This window comes from Nocardia sp. NPDC058633 (assembly GCF_042717045.1).
Lineage (GTDB): Bacteria > Actinomycetota > Actinomycetes > Mycobacteriales > Mycobacteriaceae > Nocardia.
The window spans coordinates 289,298-307,343 of sequence record NZ_JBHXRA010000003.1; the positions used below are offsets into that span (position 1 = coordinate 289,298).

The 18,046-nt window shown below is 68.5% G+C and carries 15 protein-coding genes; 2 read left to right on the forward strand and 13 right to left on the reverse strand.

Annotated elements, in window-relative coordinates; genetic code table 11:
* Positions 1-4 precede the first annotated feature (4 nt).
* From metE to aceA, 3 genes are all read right to left on the reverse strand, one after another.
* Positions 5-2,332: a 5-methyltetrahydropteroyltriglutamate--homocysteine S-methyltransferase gene (metE, locus tag ACFWUR_RS05345; protein ID WP_378902196.1), complete on the reverse strand. Its 2,328-nt coding sequence runs from the start codon at positions 2,330-2,332 to the stop codon at positions 5-7.
* 188 nt (positions 2,333-2,520) lie between these two features.
* On the reverse strand, positions 2,521-3,393 hold the full coding sequence (locus ACFWUR_RS05350; protein ID WP_378902199.1) for a 3-hydroxybutyryl-CoA dehydrogenase: 873 nt from the start codon (positions 3,391-3,393) through the stop codon (positions 2,521-2,523).
* A gap of 181 nt (positions 3,394-3,574) precedes the next feature.
* Positions 3,575-4,864, reverse strand: a complete 1,290-nt coding sequence (gene aceA, locus ACFWUR_RS05355; protein ID WP_067450000.1) for an isocitrate lyase — start codon at positions 4,862-4,864, stop codon at positions 3,575-3,577.
* A gap of 568 nt (positions 4,865-5,432) precedes the next feature.
* Between aceA and ACFWUR_RS05360 the strand changes: the two genes are divergently transcribed.
* Both ACFWUR_RS05360 and ACFWUR_RS05365 read left to right on the forward strand, forming a co-directional pair.
* On the forward strand, positions 5,433-6,575 hold the full coding sequence (locus ACFWUR_RS05360) for an alpha/beta hydrolase family protein (RefSeq protein ID WP_378902202.1): 1,143 nt from the start codon (positions 5,433-5,435) through the stop codon (positions 6,573-6,575).
* Positions 6,576-6,689: 114 nt separating this feature from the next.
* The gene (locus tag ACFWUR_RS05365) at positions 6,690-6,977 is read left to right on the forward strand and encodes a hypothetical protein (protein WP_378902205.1); all 288 of its coding nucleotides are present in this window, start codon (positions 6,690-6,692) and stop codon (positions 6,975-6,977) included.
* On the opposite strand, the gene ACFWUR_RS05370 is transcribed toward ACFWUR_RS05365, so the two are convergent.
* The 10 genes from ACFWUR_RS05370 to uraD form a co-directional block, all read right to left on the reverse strand.
* Complete coding sequence (locus ACFWUR_RS05370; RefSeq protein WP_378902208.1) at positions 6,974-7,522, reverse strand: GNAT family N-acetyltransferase; 549 nt, start codon at positions 7,520-7,522, stop codon at positions 6,974-6,976. The two genes, ACFWUR_RS05365 and ACFWUR_RS05370, sit on opposite strands and share 4 nt — an antisense overlap.
* Positions 7,519-8,433: an allantoinase PuuE gene (gene puuE, locus ACFWUR_RS05375; RefSeq protein WP_378902211.1), complete on the reverse strand. Its 915-nt coding sequence runs from the start codon at positions 8,431-8,433 to the stop codon at positions 7,519-7,521. Before puuE ends, ACFWUR_RS05370 begins: the two co-directional genes overlap by 4 nt.
* A gap of 25 nt (positions 8,434-8,458) precedes the next feature.
* Entirely contained in the window at positions 8,459-9,436 is a 978-nt protein-coding gene (alc, locus tag ACFWUR_RS05380) for an allantoicase (protein ID WP_378902213.1), read from the reverse strand.
* 147 nt (positions 9,437-9,583) lie between these two features.
* Entirely contained in the window at positions 9,584-10,807 is a 1,224-nt protein-coding gene (locus tag ACFWUR_RS05385) for a DUF6986 family protein (protein WP_378902216.1), read from the reverse strand.
* The gene (locus ACFWUR_RS05390; RefSeq protein ID WP_378902219.1) at positions 10,804-13,818 is read right to left on the reverse strand and encodes a molybdopterin-dependent oxidoreductase; all 3,015 of its coding nucleotides are present in this window, start codon (positions 13,816-13,818) and stop codon (positions 10,804-10,806) included. Before ACFWUR_RS05390 ends, ACFWUR_RS05385 begins: the two co-directional genes overlap by 4 nt.
* Positions 13,815-14,669 carry an FAD binding domain-containing protein gene (locus tag ACFWUR_RS05395; RefSeq protein WP_378902518.1) on the reverse strand — a complete coding sequence of 285 codons (855 nt, stop codon included), beginning with the start codon at positions 14,667-14,669 and terminating at the stop codon, positions 13,815-13,817. Before ACFWUR_RS05395 ends, ACFWUR_RS05390 begins: the two co-directional genes overlap by 4 nt.
* A gap of 196 nt (positions 14,670-14,865) precedes the next feature.
* Positions 14,866-16,236, reverse strand: coding sequence for an 8-oxoguanine deaminase (locus tag ACFWUR_RS05400; RefSeq protein ID WP_378902222.1), 1,371 nt, complete (start codon positions 16,234-16,236; stop codon positions 14,866-14,868).
* Positions 16,224-17,129: a factor-independent urate hydroxylase gene (gene pucL / locus ACFWUR_RS05405; RefSeq protein ID WP_378902225.1), complete on the reverse strand. Its 906-nt coding sequence runs from the start codon at positions 17,127-17,129 to the stop codon at positions 16,224-16,226. Before pucL ends, ACFWUR_RS05400 begins: the two co-directional genes overlap by 13 nt.
* Position 17,130: 1 nt before the next feature.
* Positions 17,131-17,448 (reverse strand): hydroxyisourate hydrolase, encoded by a 318-nt coding sequence (gene uraH, locus ACFWUR_RS05410; RefSeq protein WP_378902227.1) that lies wholly within the window; start codon positions 17,446-17,448, stop codon positions 17,131-17,133.
* Positions 17,445-17,936 carry a 2-oxo-4-hydroxy-4-carboxy-5-ureidoimidazoline decarboxylase gene (uraD, locus tag ACFWUR_RS05415; RefSeq protein ID WP_378902230.1) on the reverse strand — a complete coding sequence of 164 codons (492 nt, stop codon included), beginning with the start codon at positions 17,934-17,936 and terminating at the stop codon, positions 17,445-17,447. Before uraD ends, uraH begins: the two co-directional genes overlap by 4 nt.
* Between the last annotated feature and the right edge of the window lie 110 nt (positions 17,937-18,046).

Here is an 18,046-nt window from a genome sequence, read left to right on the forward strand (position 1 = left end):
CAGATCATTGCGAGGCGGTCGCCGCCGCGGCTTCCGCGGCAGCTGCCCGCCGGCGCACCCGTCGAGCGGCGGCCACCATGTTGCGCAACGACGGCTCCAACTGCCAGTAGTGGCGCGTCTTGAGCCCACCGTCGGGATTGGCCCACAACCGTTGCGGGCTCACGGCATTCGCGGCCTGGGTGAGCAGCTCGTCGAACTCGTCGATGTCGGGGATGCGGGCCGAGCGGCTCTCGTACACGCCGGGGCCGACACCGTGGGTGAGGCCGTGGCCGGAGGAAAGGTCCTCGGTGAGCGCGTCGATGACCCATTCGATCGAGCGGGTCGCCACGATCGCGGTGACGTCGGCGTCGAGCTGATCGATCGCGTCGACCACCTCGGTGCGGCCGGAATAGCCGATGTGCGTGTGGATCTGGGTGTCCGATCGCACGCCGGAGGTGGCCAGCTTGAACGCGCCGACCGCCCAGCGCAGGTACTCCTCGCGGCCACGCGGACGGGCGGGCAGCAGCTCACGGATGGCGGGTTCGTCGACCTGGATGATCGCGATCCCGGCCTTCTCCAGGTCCACCACTTCGTCCCGGATGGCCAGTGCCACCTGGTCGGCAGTCTCGTAGAGCGGCTGATCCTGGCGGACGAACGAGCGCGCCAGCATCGTGACCGGCCCGGTGACCATGCCCTTCACCGGTTTGTCGGTCAGCGACTGCGCGTAGGTGGTCCACTCCACCGACATCGGCGCGGGCCGGGCGACGTCGCCGTAGACGATCGGCGGTCGCACACAACGGGATCCGTACACCTGCACCCAGCCGAAACGGGTGGTGGCGAAACCGTCGAGCTGCTCGGCGAAGAACTGGATCATGTCGTTGCGCTCGTGCTCACCGTGCACGAACACATCGAGGCCGATGTCTTCCTGGAGTCGGATCGTGGCTTCGATCTCGGCTTCGACCAGCTTGCGGTAGTCGTCGTCGGACAGCCGTCCGGAGGACACCTCGTGACGGGCCTGACGCAGCTTGCCGCTCTGCGGGAACGAGCCGAGCGTGGTGGCGGGCACCAGCGGCAGGTTCAACCGCTCCTGCTGCGCGGCCGCGCGCACATCGTAGGGCGCGCGTTCACGCATCTCGGGCGTCACCGCGTACACCCGCTGGCGCACCGCGTGCTTCTGCTTGAAATGCACCTCGGTGGGCCGCTTACGCCAGTTCTCCGAAGGGCCCTCGGTGAGCGCCTTGGCGAGTGAGACGACCTCGCCCACCTTCTGTTTCGCGAAGGCGAGCCGGTCGGCGACATTGCCTTCGATGTCGTATTCGGCGAGCACGTCGTAGGGCACGTGCAGCAGCGTGGTGCCGGTCGAGACCACCAGGTCCGGGCACACCTCGGCGATCGCGTTCAGGTAGTTCAGCGTGACCACCCGGTCGGCCCGCCACACGTTCTGGCCGCTGATGACACCCGCGTAGATCCGCTTGCGCTTGATCCCCGGGATCGCCGCCAGTTCCTCCGGCTGCATCCGGTACGAGGCCAGATCGAGCCCGATCGCCTCGACATTGCTCGCGGCCAGGATGCGCAGCGCCTCACCGAAATCGCCGTACTGCCCGGTGACCAGGATGCGCGGACGCAGCGGCGCCTTCGCCAGCTGGTTGTAGGCCTTCTCGAACGCGGCCAGCTCGGCGGGCGTGCGCTCACCGGTGAAGCAGGGTTCGTCGAGCTGCACGCAGGTGGACCCGCGCTTGGCGAGGATCTCGAACAGCTCCTCGTAGAAGGGCAGCAGCTGATCGAGCAGGCTCAACGTGTCGAACTCGGTCTCGCCCGGCACGTGCCCGGCCTTCGACAGCAGCAGCAGCGACACCGGGCCGAGCACCACCGGACGCAGCTCGATCCCGCGGGCAGCCGCCCGGTCCCACTCGTCGAGCAGAGCCTCGGGATGCAGCGAGAAGGTGGTGTCGGCGTCGAGTTCGGGCTGCCGGTAGTGGTAGTTGGTGCCGAAGAAGCGCACCAGCTCGAGCGGCGGCGTGTCCGGGTTGCCGCGCGCCATCAGGAAGTAGAAGTCCAGCGGGTCGAGCCCGTCGGAGAACTTCTTGAAACGCGAGGGCACCGCGCCGAACAGCAGCGCGTTGTCGAGGATGTGGTCGTAGAAGGAGAAGGTGTTGCCCGGCACCTGCGAGAGTCCGGTCGCGGCCAGCTCGTTGAACTGGCGCTCCTGGATGTCGCGGCCTACCGCGAGCAGTTCTTCGCGTTCGAGCGATCCGCGCCAGTACGACTCGAGCGCACGCTTGAGCTCTCGGTGCGGGCCGATCCTCGGGTAACCGAGAACGCTCGACCCGAATCCATCGGTGACGTTGACCATGACCGCCGATACTCCCTTTCGATCACACGCTGCACTCGACATAACACCGGGTGCGCAAGCGCGTCCGGCTACAGCAGCTTATGCCTGGAGAACGACCCTTCGCCGTTCCCCCTGCAAACCACCCGGAAAAGCCGAAGGCCACCGGCATCGCGTCGTAGCTGATGTCGGTGGCCTCCGGTGAGCAACTCTTATTTGCCGTACTGGTAGAAACCGGCTCCGGTCTTCTTGCCGAGCAGCCCGGCTTCGACCATGCGCATCAGCAGCGGCGGGGCGGAGTACAGCGGCTCCTTGAACTCGGAGTACATCGAGTCCGCGATCGACTTCACGGTGTCGAGGCCGACGAGGTCGGTCAGCGCCAGCGGGCCCATCGGGTGCGCACAGCCGAGCACCATCGCCTTGTCGACGTCGTCCTTGGTGGCGAAGCCCGACTCGACCATCCGGATGGCCGAGAGCAGGTAGGGCACCAGCAGCGCGTTGACGACGAAACCGGAGCGGTCGGCCGAGCGCACGATCTGCTTGCCCAGGATCTCGGCGGCGAACTGCTCGGCGCGCTTGGCGACCGGCTCGCTGGTCTTGAGCGTGGTGACCAGCTCGACCAGCGGCAGCACCGGCACCGGGTTGAAGAAGTGCAGTCCGACCACGCGCTCGGGGTTCGCGGTGGCGACGGCGATCTTCATGATCGGGATGGAGGAGGTGTTGGAGGCGAGCACGGCGTCGGGGTCGGTGACGACCTTGTCCAGCTCGCTGAAGATCGCCGTCTTGACGTCTTCGTTCTCGACAACGGCCTCGACCACCAGCTGACGGTCGGCGAAGTCGCTGAGATCGGAGGTGAACCGCAGCCGCCAGGCGGCCTGCTCCCGCTCACGCTCGGTGATCTTGCCGCTGCTCACGCCACGGTCCAGCGAACGCAGGATCCGCGCGCGGCCTGCGGCGGCGAGTTCACGGGTGGTCTCGTAGACGAGGACATCGACGTGCGCGCGTGCGCACACTTCGGCGATGCCGGCGCCCATCTGTCCCGCGCCGATGATGCCAACGCGCTGAATCTTCTCGCTCGTGCTCACGTCCCGCTCCTGCTGTATGTCTGGCTGTGGGGTGGCTGGGGAGGTCATAGCGACCAAAGTATAGGGATGCCCTCCCTCGCCGAGGGCTGATCGGCGAGGGAGGGCGTGGCGGTGGCGGAGCCACCACACCCCTACCGGAGTAGAGGAAAGGCGTTGCCGGTCAGAGCAACTCCGAGGGGGATCAGTGGAACTGGCCCTCTTCGGTGGAGCCCTTCAGGGCGGCGGTCGACGTGTTGGGGTCGACGGTGGTGGCGATGGTGTCGAAGTAGCCGGCACCGACCTCACGCTGGTGCTTGATGGCGGTGAAGCCACGCTCGGCGGCGGCCTTGAACTCGCGCTCCTGCAGGTCGACGAACGCGGTCATGCCCTCGCGAGCGTAGCCGTGCGCCAGGTCGAACATGCCGTAGTTGAGCGAGTGGAAGCCCGCCAGGGTGATGAACTGGAACTTGAAGCCCATCGCGCCGAGCTCACGCTGGAACTTCGCGATGGTCGCGTCGTCCAGGTGCGCCTTCCAGTTGAACGAAGGCGAGCAGTTGTAGGCCAGCAGCTGGTCCGGGAACTCGCTGCGAACCGACTCGGCGAACTTGCGCGCGACCTCGAGATCCGGGATACCGGTCTCCATCCAGATGAGGTCGGCGAAGGGGGCGTAGGCCTTGGCACGCGCGATGCAGGGCTCGATGCCGTTCTTCACACCGAAGAAGCCCTCGGCGGTACGGGTGCCGTCGAGGAACTCACGGTCGCGCTCGTCCACATCGGAGGTGATGAGGGTGGCGGCCTCGGCGTCGGTGCGGGCGATGATCACCGACGGCACGTCGGCGACGTCAGCGGCCAGACGCGCGGAGGTCAGGGTGCGGATGTGCTGCTGGGTGGGGATCAGCACCTTGCCACCGAGGTGGCCGCACTTCTTCTCCGAAGCCAGCTGGTCTTCCCAGTGCACACCGGCGGCACCGGCCACGATCATGGCCTTCTGCAGCTCGTAGGCGTTCAGGGCGCCACCGAAGCCGGCCTCGGCGTCGGCCACGATCGGGGCCAGCCAGTTCTTGACCGACTCGTCGCCCTCGACCTTGGAGATCTCGTCGGCGCGCGAGAGCGCGTTGTTGATGCGACGCACGACCGCGGGAACCGAGTTCGCCGGGTACAGCGACTGGTCCGGGTAGGTGTGGCCGGACAGGTTGGCGTCACCGGCGACCTGCCAACCGGACAGGTAGATGGCCTTCAGGCCGGCGCGAACCTGCTGCACGGCCTGGTTGCCGGTGAGGGCGCCCAGCGAGTTGATGTAGTCCTCGTTGTTCACGAGGTCCCACAGGATCTCCGAACCACGACGGGCGAGGGTGTGCTCCTCGACGACGTTGCCCTGCAGCTTGGAAACCTGCTCAGCGGAGTAGGTGCGGGTCAGACCCTTCCAACGCGGGTTGGTGTCCCAATCCTGCTGGATTTCCGCTGCGGTCTTCGGGGTGCCGGGGAGAGACATCTCTTGACTCCACTTCCTCGTGTGGTCGGTGCGCCGCGCAGTCGGCGTGCGAATCAACCGGCGGCTGAACGCTTTCGGTTGCACATCTCGTACTACTGGCGCAATTTGCAGGCTTGCTAGGACTTACTAGGGCCCAAGGGGTGTACTTCCAAACAATGGCACACCCAGAAATGGCCGTCTACCTGTTGGTTGTGTGAATCTCAGCTAGTTTTGCCGACACGTTTGCTAACTTTGCGAAATTAGCGGGCCGATTGCAAGCATCGGGCCTACCAGCGGGTAGTGCTGACCAGGAGTTTTAGCATAACGCCCGTACTGTTAGCGATCATCCAGTGGGCGCGCTCCGACACTCCCGAGCCTTGCAGTGTGTGAGTCGTTTCACACCCCACGCCGGACACGAATGATGTGCGTGTCGTCACTCGATTCGGTCACGACGCGGGCATCTCCCCATCACCCCCCAGAAGTGGGTGCACAGTACGGCGTGCGCGACACTCGTCCACCGAGACGTCTGGACGCCCGGAGGCGGGCACATGTCCTGGATGTTCGGCCACGAAGACGAAAGAGTGGGGCCATGAGGATTTCGAGGATCGCGGCGACATCGCTGACCGTGTTGGCGGCGGCACTGAGCCTGGTGCCGGTGGCGAGTGCGCAACCCACCGAGACGGCAGGCACCGTAGTCGGCGTCGAGTCACTGTCGGCCGCGGCGACCCTGCCCGGTTCCGCCCGCGCCGAGCGCCTGCTCTACCGATCGACCACCGCGGGCGACCAGCCGACGACAACCGGTGCGGCCGTGTACTTCCCCGCGGGCGAGGCCCCACAGGGCGGGTGGCCGGTGATCGCGTGGGCGCACGGCACCGTGGGACTCGGCGACGACTGCGCCTACAGCCTGGCCGGACCCGCCGCTGTCGAGCGCGACTGGGCCTACCTCGGAACCTGGCTGAACCAGGGCTACGCGATCGTCGCCGCCGACTACGCCGGCCTCGGCGGCCCCGGCGAACATCCCTACCTCAACGGCACCGCCGAAGCGCACAACGTGGTCGACGCGGTGAAGGCCGCGACCGAGCAGTACCCGTCCCTGTCGAACAAGTGGGCCGTGGTCGGCCAGTCCCAGGGCGCGGGCGCCGCGGTGTTCACCGCCCGCTACGCCACCGAATTCGGCGGCCCCGGCCTGGACTACCGAGGCGCGGTGGGCACCGGCGTCCCCGCCTACATCGAAGACGTCATCGGGCTGCTCGGCCCCGGCGTGCCCCCCATCGCCCTGAGCTCCCACCTCACCGCCTACGTCCTCTACATCCTCAGCGGCCTGCGCACCACCTACCCCGACCTGAACATCGACAGCTTCCTCACCGACACCGGCCGCACCTGGCTCGCCCGCGCCCAAACCGCCTGCATCGGCCCCCTCGGCGACGAACTCGCCGCGGCGAAGCCCTCGATCGGCAGCATGTTCGCCCGCCCCCTGTCGTCGATCCCCGACGCTCACGGCCTCCTCGCCCGCTACATGGGCCTGCCCGAAACCGGCTACGACCGCCCGCTCTTCCTGGCCCAGGGCCTCCTCGACACCGACGTGGTAACCCCCGAAACCCTGCGCTACTTCGCCGTCCTCGAAGCCAACAACCAACCCGCCTCCCTGCATACCTACCCCACCGACCACAACGGCACCGTCAGCGCCTCCCTGGTCGACTCGGTGCCGTTCGTCGAAACCCTGTTCGCCTGACCCGAGGCCGTAGCGGGCATCCCGAACAGGCTGTGGTCTGTATTCCTCTCGCCCACAGCCTGTTCGATCGTCGGCGATCGCGTCCACGCTCGAGATCTGCGTACAGTCGCCGGTGTGAGAATCGTCAGATCAGCCGTCCTCGCCGCTTTCGCGCTGCTGCTCGCGCCCGCCTTCGCGCACGCCGACCCGCCGCCGATCTTCACCCAGGAAGAGCAGTGCGACACCACTCGCGCCCTGGTGGACAATGTTCGCGCCAGCAAGCCCGACGCGACGCCGGAGGAGATCGCCGACGTGTTCGTCACCTACATGGACTCCATGGGCGCCTACCACCGCGTCCCCCAGGCCAAGGAATCCGACCGTCAGATCACCCTGACCAACATCGAACGCTGCGGGCTGGCCTAAGCCCATTCGGCGCGGGTCAGTTCGTATTCGACCTCGCCGTGCTCGGTGCCGGGAAGCGGGTCGTCGAACTGGGGGTGGAAGGTCCGGACGTAGGTGAGACCGGATTTCTCCAGCACGCGTCGTGAGGCGATGTTGACCGCCATCGTCTGGGCCCACACCCGCCCGACGCCGAGTTCGGTGAAGCCCTTCCTGATCAACGCCCGCGCCCCCTCGGTGGCGTATCCCCGGCCCCAGGCCGACGCGGCGAGCCGGTAGCCGAGTTCCACGTCGGCGACGCTGCCGTCCTCGGGAGGCCGCAGGGACAACCAGCCCACGAACGCGCCAGTGGATCGCTCGACGGCGGCGAAACGACCCGCCGGACCGCGCTGGTAGTCGCGCAGGATCGTGGGCAACACTTCGTGCTCGATCACCGATCGCGGGGTGGGCACACCGGTCAGGAAGCGCATGACCGCGGGATCGCTGTCCAAGCGGACCAGGTTGTCGCAGTCGGTGTCGGTGAACCGACGCAGCACCAACCGATCGGTCTCCAGAAAGACCTCTCTCACGGTTCTCGCGGGTCTGCCGGGTGCACCTTTCGCCAGTGTTCGGCGATGTCGATGCGGCGGGTTGTCCACACGTTGTCGTGGGACAAGACGTGGTCGAGGAAGCGTTCCAGGGCGGCGGTGCGCGCGGGGCGTCCCGCTATGCGGCAGTGCAGGCCGACGGAGAGCATCTTCGGGGCGCCTTCGGCACCTTCGCGGTAGAGGACGTCGAAGGCGTCGCGGAGGTGGGCGTAGAACTCGTCGCCGTTGGCGAAGCCCGCGGCGGAGGCGAAGCGCATGTCGTTGGTGTCGAGGGTGTACGGAACGACGAGGTGGTTGTGGCCGTCGACCTCGGTCCAGTAGGGCAGGTCGTCGGCGTAGGAGTCGGAGTCGTAGACGAATCCGCCGTGTTCTACGACCAATTCGCGGGTGCGGGGCGAGTCGCGACCGGTGTACCAGCCCAGCGGGGCGGCGCCGGTCAGGTCGGTGAGTATGCGCACCGCTTCGGCCATGTCGGCACGTTCGGCTTCCTCGTCGACCAACTGGTAGGACTTCCACCGCAATCCGTGGCAGGCGATTTCGTATCCGAGTTCCGAGAACGCCGCCACCGCTTCGGGATTGCGTTGCATGGCGCGCGCGACAGCGAAGACGGTGAGCGGAATCGCGCGCCGTTCGAAGGCGCGCAGCACTCGCCACAGGCCCGCGCGCGCACCGTATTCGTAGAGCGATTCCATGCTCATGTGCCGGTTCGGGAAGGCCTCGGCGGGCGTCATCTCCGACAGGAACGTCTCCGAGTGCGGGGAGCCGTCCAGCACGTTGTTCTCCCCGCCCTCTTCGTAATTGAGCACGAATTGCACCGCGATCCGCGCACCGTCGGGCCACTGCGGATCGGGCGGGGTCGGGCCGTAGCCGATGAAGTCACGTTCCCCGGTCATGCCGACTCCTTCGGGCGTCGGCCGATCATGCGGAGAGCTCGCCGTAGAGCCGCAGGCGGGCGAGGCCGCCGTCGGGGTAGATGTCGAGCCGGACTTCCACCACCGACGCCGCCGCGGGGGTGAGCGCGAAGCGGTGGCGGGTGTCGGGCAGCAGGTCGGTGCGCGCCAGCAGCTCGACTTCGGTTCCGTCACTGGTGAAACCGGTGAGCGAGGCCGCGCCGGGGCTGTTGCCGAGGAAGCAGGAGGTGTCTATCTCGGCGAGCCGGATCGCGCCGGGGCCCGCCAATTTGACGCGCACCCAGTCGTTTCCGTCGTCGCGGCGACGCGCTGTCTCCCAGCCGTCGCCCATTTCCCTTGCCAGGCCGGGGTAGAGCAGCTGGTTCGGGGAACTGTAGAACCGGTTGGAGCAGTCGAGCACGACAGCCCCGTTCTCCAGCGCCGCCAGGTCGAGCGGGCCCAGGCCGAGCAGCGCGGTATCGGGGCGACCTTCACCGTGCACGCGCAGTCGGGCGATGCCGCCATCCGGGTGCATGGTGAGTTTCACATGGGTCCACCGGTTCTCGTTGTCGACGGCGAACGGATGGCGGCTGTCCCCGCCGACCTTCACCCGGTCGAGCAGGCTCACCCAGTCGGTGCGGGCGGCGATCTCCTCGGCGGGCGGGTAACCCTCGACAGCCAGGGCCGACAGCGATACCTCGGGCGGATAGTTGCCCGTGAACCAGGCGGTGTCGACCACGACACCGCGGATCACGCCGGGCACACCGAGGCGAACGACGGCCGCGTCGTCGCCGGGCCTACCGCGATGCCTGCGGGTCTCCCAGCCGTCGTAGACCTGACCCTTGTGACCGAACGTCGCGGGCTGGTACCGCGCCGGATTCGGGCTGACGAGGTTCTCCTTCTCCGCGAAGAACTCGTCGTTCGCCCAGATCACCGAACCACCCAGGGTGCGGACGGCCAGATCCGGGAGCAGGGTGAAATCGTCGCCGCCGATGCATCGGCTCACGGGTACCTCCTGGGGTCGGGTGCCCCGCGACCGAAGTCGCGCGGGCACCTCGTCTGCGATTCTGCGCCGGAGGCGCGACGGCGCGCGCCCTCATCGACGGGGTGGGACCTCCTTCGATATTACTGGTATACCGCTATTTGTGGCGTTTCACGTCGCACGCACCCGGCGAGCGACGAGATCGAGCAGAACTTCGCTGGTCAGACCAGGTGCTGTGGCCAGCACTTCGGCTTCGGTGAACGCCTCGGCGCGCAGGCCGCGCAGCACGGTGCTCGCCAGCGCTTCGGCGGTCGCGGGCTCGTCCATGACACCACCGGCGCGCCGGTCCAGATAGGCCACCAGGCGCGGTACCGCCACCTCTGACGCGCTACGGAAGAAGTCGTAGGTGGCGAGCCAGCGGGTGATCAGGTGGCCGGGGTGCATGTCCCAGCCCTGGTAGTAGCCACGGCGCAGTGCTCGATCGACCAGGCGGTGATGGTTGGCCATGGCCCCTTCGGGATCGACATCGGGAACGATCTGGGTCGAACCGTCGCAGACCCACACCCCGGTCTGCGCGGCCGCGACCTGCATCACCGACTTGGCATAGTCGGCGGCGGGATGGTCGAGTGCCTGGTCGGTGGCCGCGATGCCGCACGCGGCGGTGTAGTCGTAGGTGCCGAAATGCAGTGCGCTACACCGGCCGTCGGCCCGCTGGATCATCGCGACGATGGGCGCGGTGCCGTCGGGGGCGATGATCGCCTGCGGGCTCTCGATCTGCAGTTCGAAACGCAGCGACCGTTCGGGCAGTCCGTGGCCGTGTTCGAGTCCGGTGCACAGGTCGACGATGGCCGATACCTGTTCGGCGGCACGGATCTTCGGCACCGTGAACACGAAGCCGGGCAGCGCGCCGCCCGCCCCGTCGAGGACGAGCTCGAGGGTCCGCAGCGCACGCCGCCGTTCGTTCGCGGCCAGCCCTTTCGTGCGAACCCCGAACGAGACCGGTGCGCCCGGCTTTTCGGCCCACGCGGCGAGCGCCTCGCCCGCCGCCTTCGCCGCCGTGTCCTCCTCTTCGTCGGTACGGAACCCGTAACCGTCCTCGAAGTCGATGCGCATGTCCTGGATCGGGCGCTGCGTGAGTCGACGCCGAACCGCCGGTAGCGACCCGGTGACATCGAGGCCGACGAGGAAGTCGGCGTGGCGATGCAACAGCTCCAAGGCGGTAGCGCCCCATTCGGCGGGGGTCGCCGCGGTGGCACGGTCGGCGGGAACGTAGGCGGTGTGCACGGGCTGGACCCGGTCCCCGGCTCCGGGATAGCGCCCGCGCAACTCGGCGTCGACGGAGTCGAGCACGGAGTCGATTCGGGCTCGAATATGTTCGGGCAGGCGAGTATTCACCCGGCGGTTCCTTCCTGGACGGCCCGCCACACACGGTCGGCGGTCATCGGCAATCGGTTCGGGCGGGCACCGACGGCGTCGCGGATCGCGTTCGCCAGGGCCGGGGCCACCGGGTTGTAGGGGGACTCACTCATCGATTTGGCACCCAGCGGGCCCAGCGCGTCACTGGTTTCGGCGAAATAGACCTCGGTGCGGGGCAGATCGGCGAACTGTGGAACGTGATAGTGGCGCAGCGTCTCGGTGACCACCACACCGTGCTCGGATCGCATGTCCTCATAGAGCGCGGTGCCGACGGCCTGGGCCACCCCGCCTTCCACCTGCCCGCGCAGTTGCACCGGGTTGAGCACGGTGCCGGCGTCGGCGACCTGGATCGATTGCAGGATCCGCACCACACCGGTCGACGGCTGGACCGCCACCCGGAACGCGTGGACATTGAAACTCACCGAGCGCGGGGTGCCGGCGTGGGTGCCGTGCGCGACGAGCTCGCCGTCGGCGAGCAGCTGGGCCGCGGTGATCAGCTCGTCGCCGCAGCGCACGCCGTCCGGTTCGAGCAGGCAGTCGCGCTCGGGGTGTCCGCTCACCTTCGCCGCCCTGGCCAGCAGCATCGCGTGCAGTTCGAGTGCCGCCGCGTAGGACGCTTTGCCCGCGACCATGGTGCCGGTGGAGCCGAACGCTCCGGTGTCGTGCCCGACGACATCGGTGTCGGATTGACGGATGACGATCCGGTCGGCGGCGGTGGCCAGTGCCGTCGCCGCGAGTTGGGCGTGGACGGTGGTGGTGCCGTTGCCGAATTCCGCGGTACCGACGCCGAGTTCGTACCGGCCGTCGGGCAGCAGACTCGCGGTGGCGTCGGCATGGTGTCCGCGCGGTGGCACGGTCGCGATCATCGCCACGGCCGTTCCCACACCCACGCGCCAGTGCGGACCGGGTGCGCCGACACCGTTGCCCCGGCGTAGCGCCTGCTGGGCGGTGTCGAGGCACTGGTCGAGGCCGTAACTGCCGAAAGTCAGGTCGGAGTCGTCGGTTTCGGCTCCGGTGAACCGGTCGCCCGGGACCACCACATTGCGGCGACGGAATTCGAAGGGATCGATGCCGAGTTCGCGGGCCAGTTCGTCGATCGCCGATTCGACGCCGAAGATCACCTGTCCGAGCCCGTAGCCCCGGAAGGCGCCGGAGGGAACGTTGTTGGTGTACACCGCCTGTGCGTCGACGCGCTTGTTCGGGCAGCGGTACACGGCCACCGATTCGCCGACGGAATGGAACAGCACGCCCGCGCTGTGGTTGCCGTAGGCGCCGGCGTCGGCCAGGACGTCCACCGAGAGGGCGGTGAGGGTGCCCGCCGCGTCGGCCGCCGCGGTGACCGCGACGCGCATCGGATGACGGCAGGTTGCCGAGGTGAACTCGTCGGTGCGAGTGAATTCGTACTGCACCGGGTGCCCGGTGCGTAGCACGGCCAGCGCGATCAGGTCCTCGGCCAGCATCTCCTGCTTCGCCCCGAACCCGCCACCGACGCGAGCCGCGAACACCCGCACGCGATCTCGCGCCAATCCGAAGACATGACAGAGTTCGTCACGCACGAGAAACGGCACCTGTGTGCTCGACCGGACGACAAGCCTGCCCGCGTCGTCGAGCCAGCCGATCCCGCCGTGGGTCTCGAGGTGCACGTGTTGCACGCGCGGCGAATTCCACACCCCGCGCACAACCTTCGCGGCCCGCGCGATGCCTGCCTCGACATCGCCGACACCGCCGTGGATCTCGGCGATCAAGTTGCGTTGCGCGTCGGCGATCCGCGCCGACTCCGGCTTGTCGGCGTGCAGCTTCGGCGCGCTGTCGGCCAAGGCGGCCTCGGGTTCGAACACCGCGGGCAGCACCTCGTACTCCACACGGAGCGCCCGCACTCCGGCGCGCGCGGCATGCAGGGTCTCCCCCACCACGGCGGCCACCCGCTGCCCCACGAACCGGACCGTTCGGTCGAGCACGAAGGTGTCGTCCGGATCGTCCTCACGCAGCTCGTGCCGGGCCGTGGAAAACGCGGTTCGCGGTCCATCCACATGCGTCAACACCTCGCGCACGCCCGCGACCGCACGCGCCGCGGTGACGTCGATGGCCACGATTCGCGCGTGCGCGTGTGGACTGGCCAGTACCGCCAGATGCCACGGGGCCACCGGCGGCATCTGCTCGTCGGCCCCGGGCACCACATCCATCGTGAACGGCTCCGCACCCCGCACGATCCGGCCCCCCGCGGGCGCTCCCACCCCGTCCCCGATCTGCCCCGCCCGGTACTTCCGCCGCATCACCCCGCCGACGCGTGCCTCCACCCCCAGCACAGCGGACGCTGTGACCTGTGGCCCCTGCTCGGCGGACACCGTGGTGACCTCGCCGGACAGTCGACCGGGCCGACCGGCGACATAGGACTCGACAGCGGGCCCCTCGGCAACGAGCGGTTCCTCCGATCGCACCACGTCGTTCCCGCCCGACCGCACGGCACCGGCACCCGTGGGCCCCGCGAGCTCATCGAACTCGGCAGTTGTGCACAGCGATGCACAGGGGGGCGCCAAGGCGTCGGCGATGGCGCGATAACCCGTGCAGCGGCACAGGTTTCCCTTCATCAGTTCGGCGCGTTCGGCGTCGACAACCACCTGAGCAGGCAAGTTGTCCACAGGTGTGTCGGGTCGGGCCGCGGCCAGACCTGATGCCGTCACCACCATTCCGGCGGTGCAGAAACCGCATTGGAAACCGGCGTTCTCGACGATGCCGCGTTGCACGGCATTCGGGCCGTCGCCATCGCCGAGACCCGCGGCCGTCGTCACCGCACGATCGGCCGCGCGGTGGGCGGGGATCAGGCAGGAGTGGACGGGATCGCCGTCGAGCAGCACCGAGCAGGCACCGCAATCGCCGGAGTCACACCCCTTTTTGACCGCCAGCGCACCGTGCTCGCGCAGCAGCGTGCGCAGGCACTGGCCGGGGCGCGCGGTCACTTCGACCGCGCGGCCGTCGATATCGAGCCTCATGAACCACCTCCCGCCTCCCGGATCTCGGCGGCCACCTCGGCGGCCAGCAGCCCGGTCACGTGTGCGCGCCAGTCCGGCGCACCGTGGGGATCGTCGAACCACACGTCGGGGTCCAGGTCGGCCAGCGCGTCGGACAGGTCGGATCGTGTGGGGACGGAAGCGAAGTCGAGCACGATCGGGCGCAGCGTCGCCGCGGTGACGGTGATCGCGCACCGGTCGTCGGCATCGCGCCTGCCCATCACCACCGACCCGGAGCGCCCGAGTGGAGCCAGGGCGATCTTGCGAAAACTGGTGCGTGCCAACAGGCTCGCGGTGGGCACCAGGAACGAGCGCACGACCGCACCCGGGGCCAACAGGTTCTCACCCGGTCCGGTGACGAAGTCGCGCAAGGGGATTCGCCGCTCGCCGCCGCCTCGTGGCCAGATCACCACCGTGGCGTCCAAGGCGACGAGCGCGCCGAGTACCGCACCGGCGGGCAGTGACAGGCACACGTTCCCGCCGACGGTCGCCGTACGCCAGACCTTGTGGGAGGCCAGCAGTGCCCGGCAGGACTGGGCGAACAGCGCGGTGCCCGGCCACTGCGGGCGCAGCGTCGGTGTACCGAGTTCGCGGCCGGGCGCGGCGCCGGCGAATTCCGCCAACGTGCAGGTCGCGGCGATCTCCAGCCCCTGCGCGGACGCCGTCAGCGGCGCCCAGCCGAGGGTGGTGATGTCGACGAGCCGGTCGAGGTGATCGTGCGGTTCGGAGTACAGGAAGGTGCCGCCCGCCAGCACCGCGCTCCCCGCGCCGACCTGCGCCAGATCGGCGCGTTCGCGGGCGAGCACGACCTCGGAGACCGTATCCAGATCCACGTTCACCTCGTTTCGCTCCTCACCGGCCACAGTAGGGGCCGGGAGTTGCCGCGATGTTGCACGAAACCCGCGCCGGATTGCGCCGCGGTTAACCCGGTGTACGTCATCCAGTGTGCGCTGATCCGGGCAAAGCCGCAGTTCAGCACGCCGGAGCTGCCGACGAACCCGTGCGATCACGATCAGGACGCGCTCGAGATCACGCTCCGGCCAGCAGAAGGGCCTGCGCTCGGGCGACCTCGGCACCGACCGACGCCTCGTCCACCGTCAGCACCACATCGTCGCGAACCACCTCGCGCCCGTTCACCAGCAACGCGGCCAGCGGCGGCGCCGACCCGAGAATCACCGCGACGACGGGGTCCTCGATACCGGCGTGAGCGGGCGTATCGAGCCGCCACAGGGCCAGATCGGCCACCTTGCCCGGCTCGATCGACCCGATCTCGTCCGCCCGCCCGAGCACCCGCGCCCCACCCATGGTCGCCAGTTCCAGCGCCGTGCGCACCGTCATCGCCCGCGGGCCGCCGACCGCCCGCGCGTACAGCAACGCGTTGCGCGGCTCCTCGATGATCGAACTCGACTCGTTGCTGGCCGCACCGTCTACCCCGAGGCCGACCCGAACCCCCGCCGCCACCAGGTCGGCGGTCCGCGCGATCCCGGCGCCCAACCGGCCGTTGGAGGTCGGGCAGTGCGCCACGCCGGTTCCGGTGCGAGCCATCGCCGAGATCGCCGGGTCGTCGAGGTGCACGGCGTGGGCGAACCAGACATCGTCGCCCAGCCAACCGAGCTGTTCCATGTATTCGGCAGGCGTGCAGCCGAAGCTCTCCCGGCAGAAGTCCTGCTCATCGAGAGTTTCGGCGAGGTGGGTGTGCAGTCGGACGCCGGCGGAACGAGCCAGCGCCGCGGACTCGCGCATGAGGTCGGCGGTGACCGAGAAGGGCGAGCAGGGGGCAAGGGCGATCCGCACCATCGCGCCGAAGGACGGGTCGTGCCAGTCCGTGATGGCCGCGGCACTCGCGGCGAGGATGTCGTCGATCGACTCCACCACGGTGTCCGGCGGCAGCCCACCCTTGCTCTGGCCCAGATCCATCGACCCGCGTGCGGGGTGGAACCGCAGTCCCACCTCCGCCGCCGCACCGATCTCGGCGGCGAGCAGGTCGCCGCCGCCGCGCGGGAACACGTAATGGTGATCCGACGACGTCGTGCACCCACTGCGTGCCAGCGAGACCAACGCACCGGTGGCAGCCGTGCGCACCGACTTCTCGTCGATCCGCGCCCACACCGGGTACAGCTTGTTCAGCCACTCGAACAGCGTGTTGTCGGCGGCCAGCCCCCGGGTGATCCACTGGTACAAATGGTGGTGGGTGTTCACCAGACCGGGCGTGAGCACGCAGCCACGCCCGTCGATCCGCACGACCTCGCGGCCGGACTCCGGCGGCTCACCCTCGCCGACGGCGTCGATCCTGTTGCCACGCACGGTGACCCAGCCCCTGCGGTACTCGGTGCCCGCCGCGTCGACGGTCACCACCGCACACCCGTGGATCAGCAGATCGGGCGCGCTCACGGCAGCCACGCGATCCCCGCGTCGGGAGCGTCCGCGCGCGCCAGGGTGGCGTGGATCGAACCGTAGGGACGGTCGGCCGCCCAGAAGACCTCACCGGAGTTCTCGATCCCGAACTGCGCCAGGTCGTACTCGAAGTGGTGCTTGTTCGGCGCCGCCAAACGGATCTCGGCCAGCATCGGAAAACGTTCCAGCACAGCGGTTCCCATCGCGTGCAGCGTCTGCTGCAAGGCTTTCGAGTAGGTGGTCGCGAACAGCTCGAGCAGGGTGGCGCGGATACCCTCGTACACCTCGTCCCAATCGAATCCCCCGATCTCGGCGAACCGCCACTGGACCACCAGCGAACTGGCGAGCACCCGATCACGGGTCGGCGCGAGGGTGGTGTACTCGTCGGTGAGGAAGTCGGCGAACTCCGAGCCCGTCGATTTGAGCAGCACCAGGTCCTTGATCCCGCCGATCACCCACCGCGACTGCTCGCCACCCTCGCCCGCCACCGTCACCGCGGCGGTGCGCGCCTCGGGCCCCTGGCGCACCCAGGTGTGATCGTGTTCGGCGCCATCGATCGAAACACGCTGCCAGCCATAGCAGTCCACGTCGATGCGCGCACTCGCCACCGGCGCGACCGTCTCGACGAAGTGCTTCGCCAGCGCGATCGCGTACTCCTCGATCGTGTCGAGCCCGGGCTTCTTCGCATAGACGAAGGCGGTGTGTTTCTGGGTGTCGGTGGGCAGGACGTGACTCTGGTCACCGTCGGTGTAGGCCGCCTCGAAATCGCCGCGCAGGGTGGTCGAGACGTTCACGTCGCGAATCTCGTGGCGCGTGCGCTCTTTGTAGAAACGCACAATCCGATTCTCGGCCTTGCCATATCGGTTGTCGGTCGACACGATCGGACCGCTCAGTGCCATCTCAGCTCCCTCGGTAGGTCGAATAGGCGAACGGCGACAGCAACAGCGGCACATGCAGATGCGACTGCTCACCCACCGTGAACGCGACGCAGACTTCCGGATAGAAGGTCTCGGTGCCCTGCGCCGCGAAATAGCTGCCGGTGTCGAAATACAGCCGGTAGTCACCCGGATTCAGTCCGGCGGCAAGCTCTTTCACCCGGCCGTCGACATCGGTGAGCGCTTCGGTGAGCCGCTGATCGTCGCGCACGAGCCACATGGCGACACCCGCGGCGGGCACCCCACGCACGGCATCGAGGACATGGGTGCTCAGGCTCGTCACGGCGCCACCAGCCCCGCCAGGCGCAGCCGGTTGATCTTCGCCAGTTCTGCTCGCATGACCTGCCTTTCGGTTGACGAATCGTTGTCCAGGCGCGCCCGCAGCACCGCGAGCAACTCCTCCCCACTGCGGCCTGCCGCGCACACCAGGTAGATGTGGCCGAACTTCGCCTCGTAGGCCCGATTGCCCTCGGCCAGCGCCGAGCGCACCTCCGCGCCCGCCACACCGGACTGTTCGCGCGCCGACGCCGCCGAGGTCGGGCTGTCGCCGATGCGCGGGTGACCGGCCAGCGCCTCGGCGATTTCGGCGTCATCGAGTGCCGCCGATGCCGCGTCGGCCACCTCCAGCAGCGATTCCGTGGACGCGTAGGGGCGCGCGCCCGCGATCACCCGGGCCCAGCGTGGCGCCGAGCAACAGGCGAGCAAGGCCTCCTCGGCGGTCGTCGCAGGTAGATCGTTGAAACCCGCCAGGCTCAACGCTTCGCTCGTCATCGATCCAGCATCGCGCGATCCCCGCCCTGCCGCCACCGATGTGCAGTCCATCACGTCGGCGTGTCGTCGCCGCCGCGCTCCCCTGTCGTAATCGAGCGGCAACATTGCGT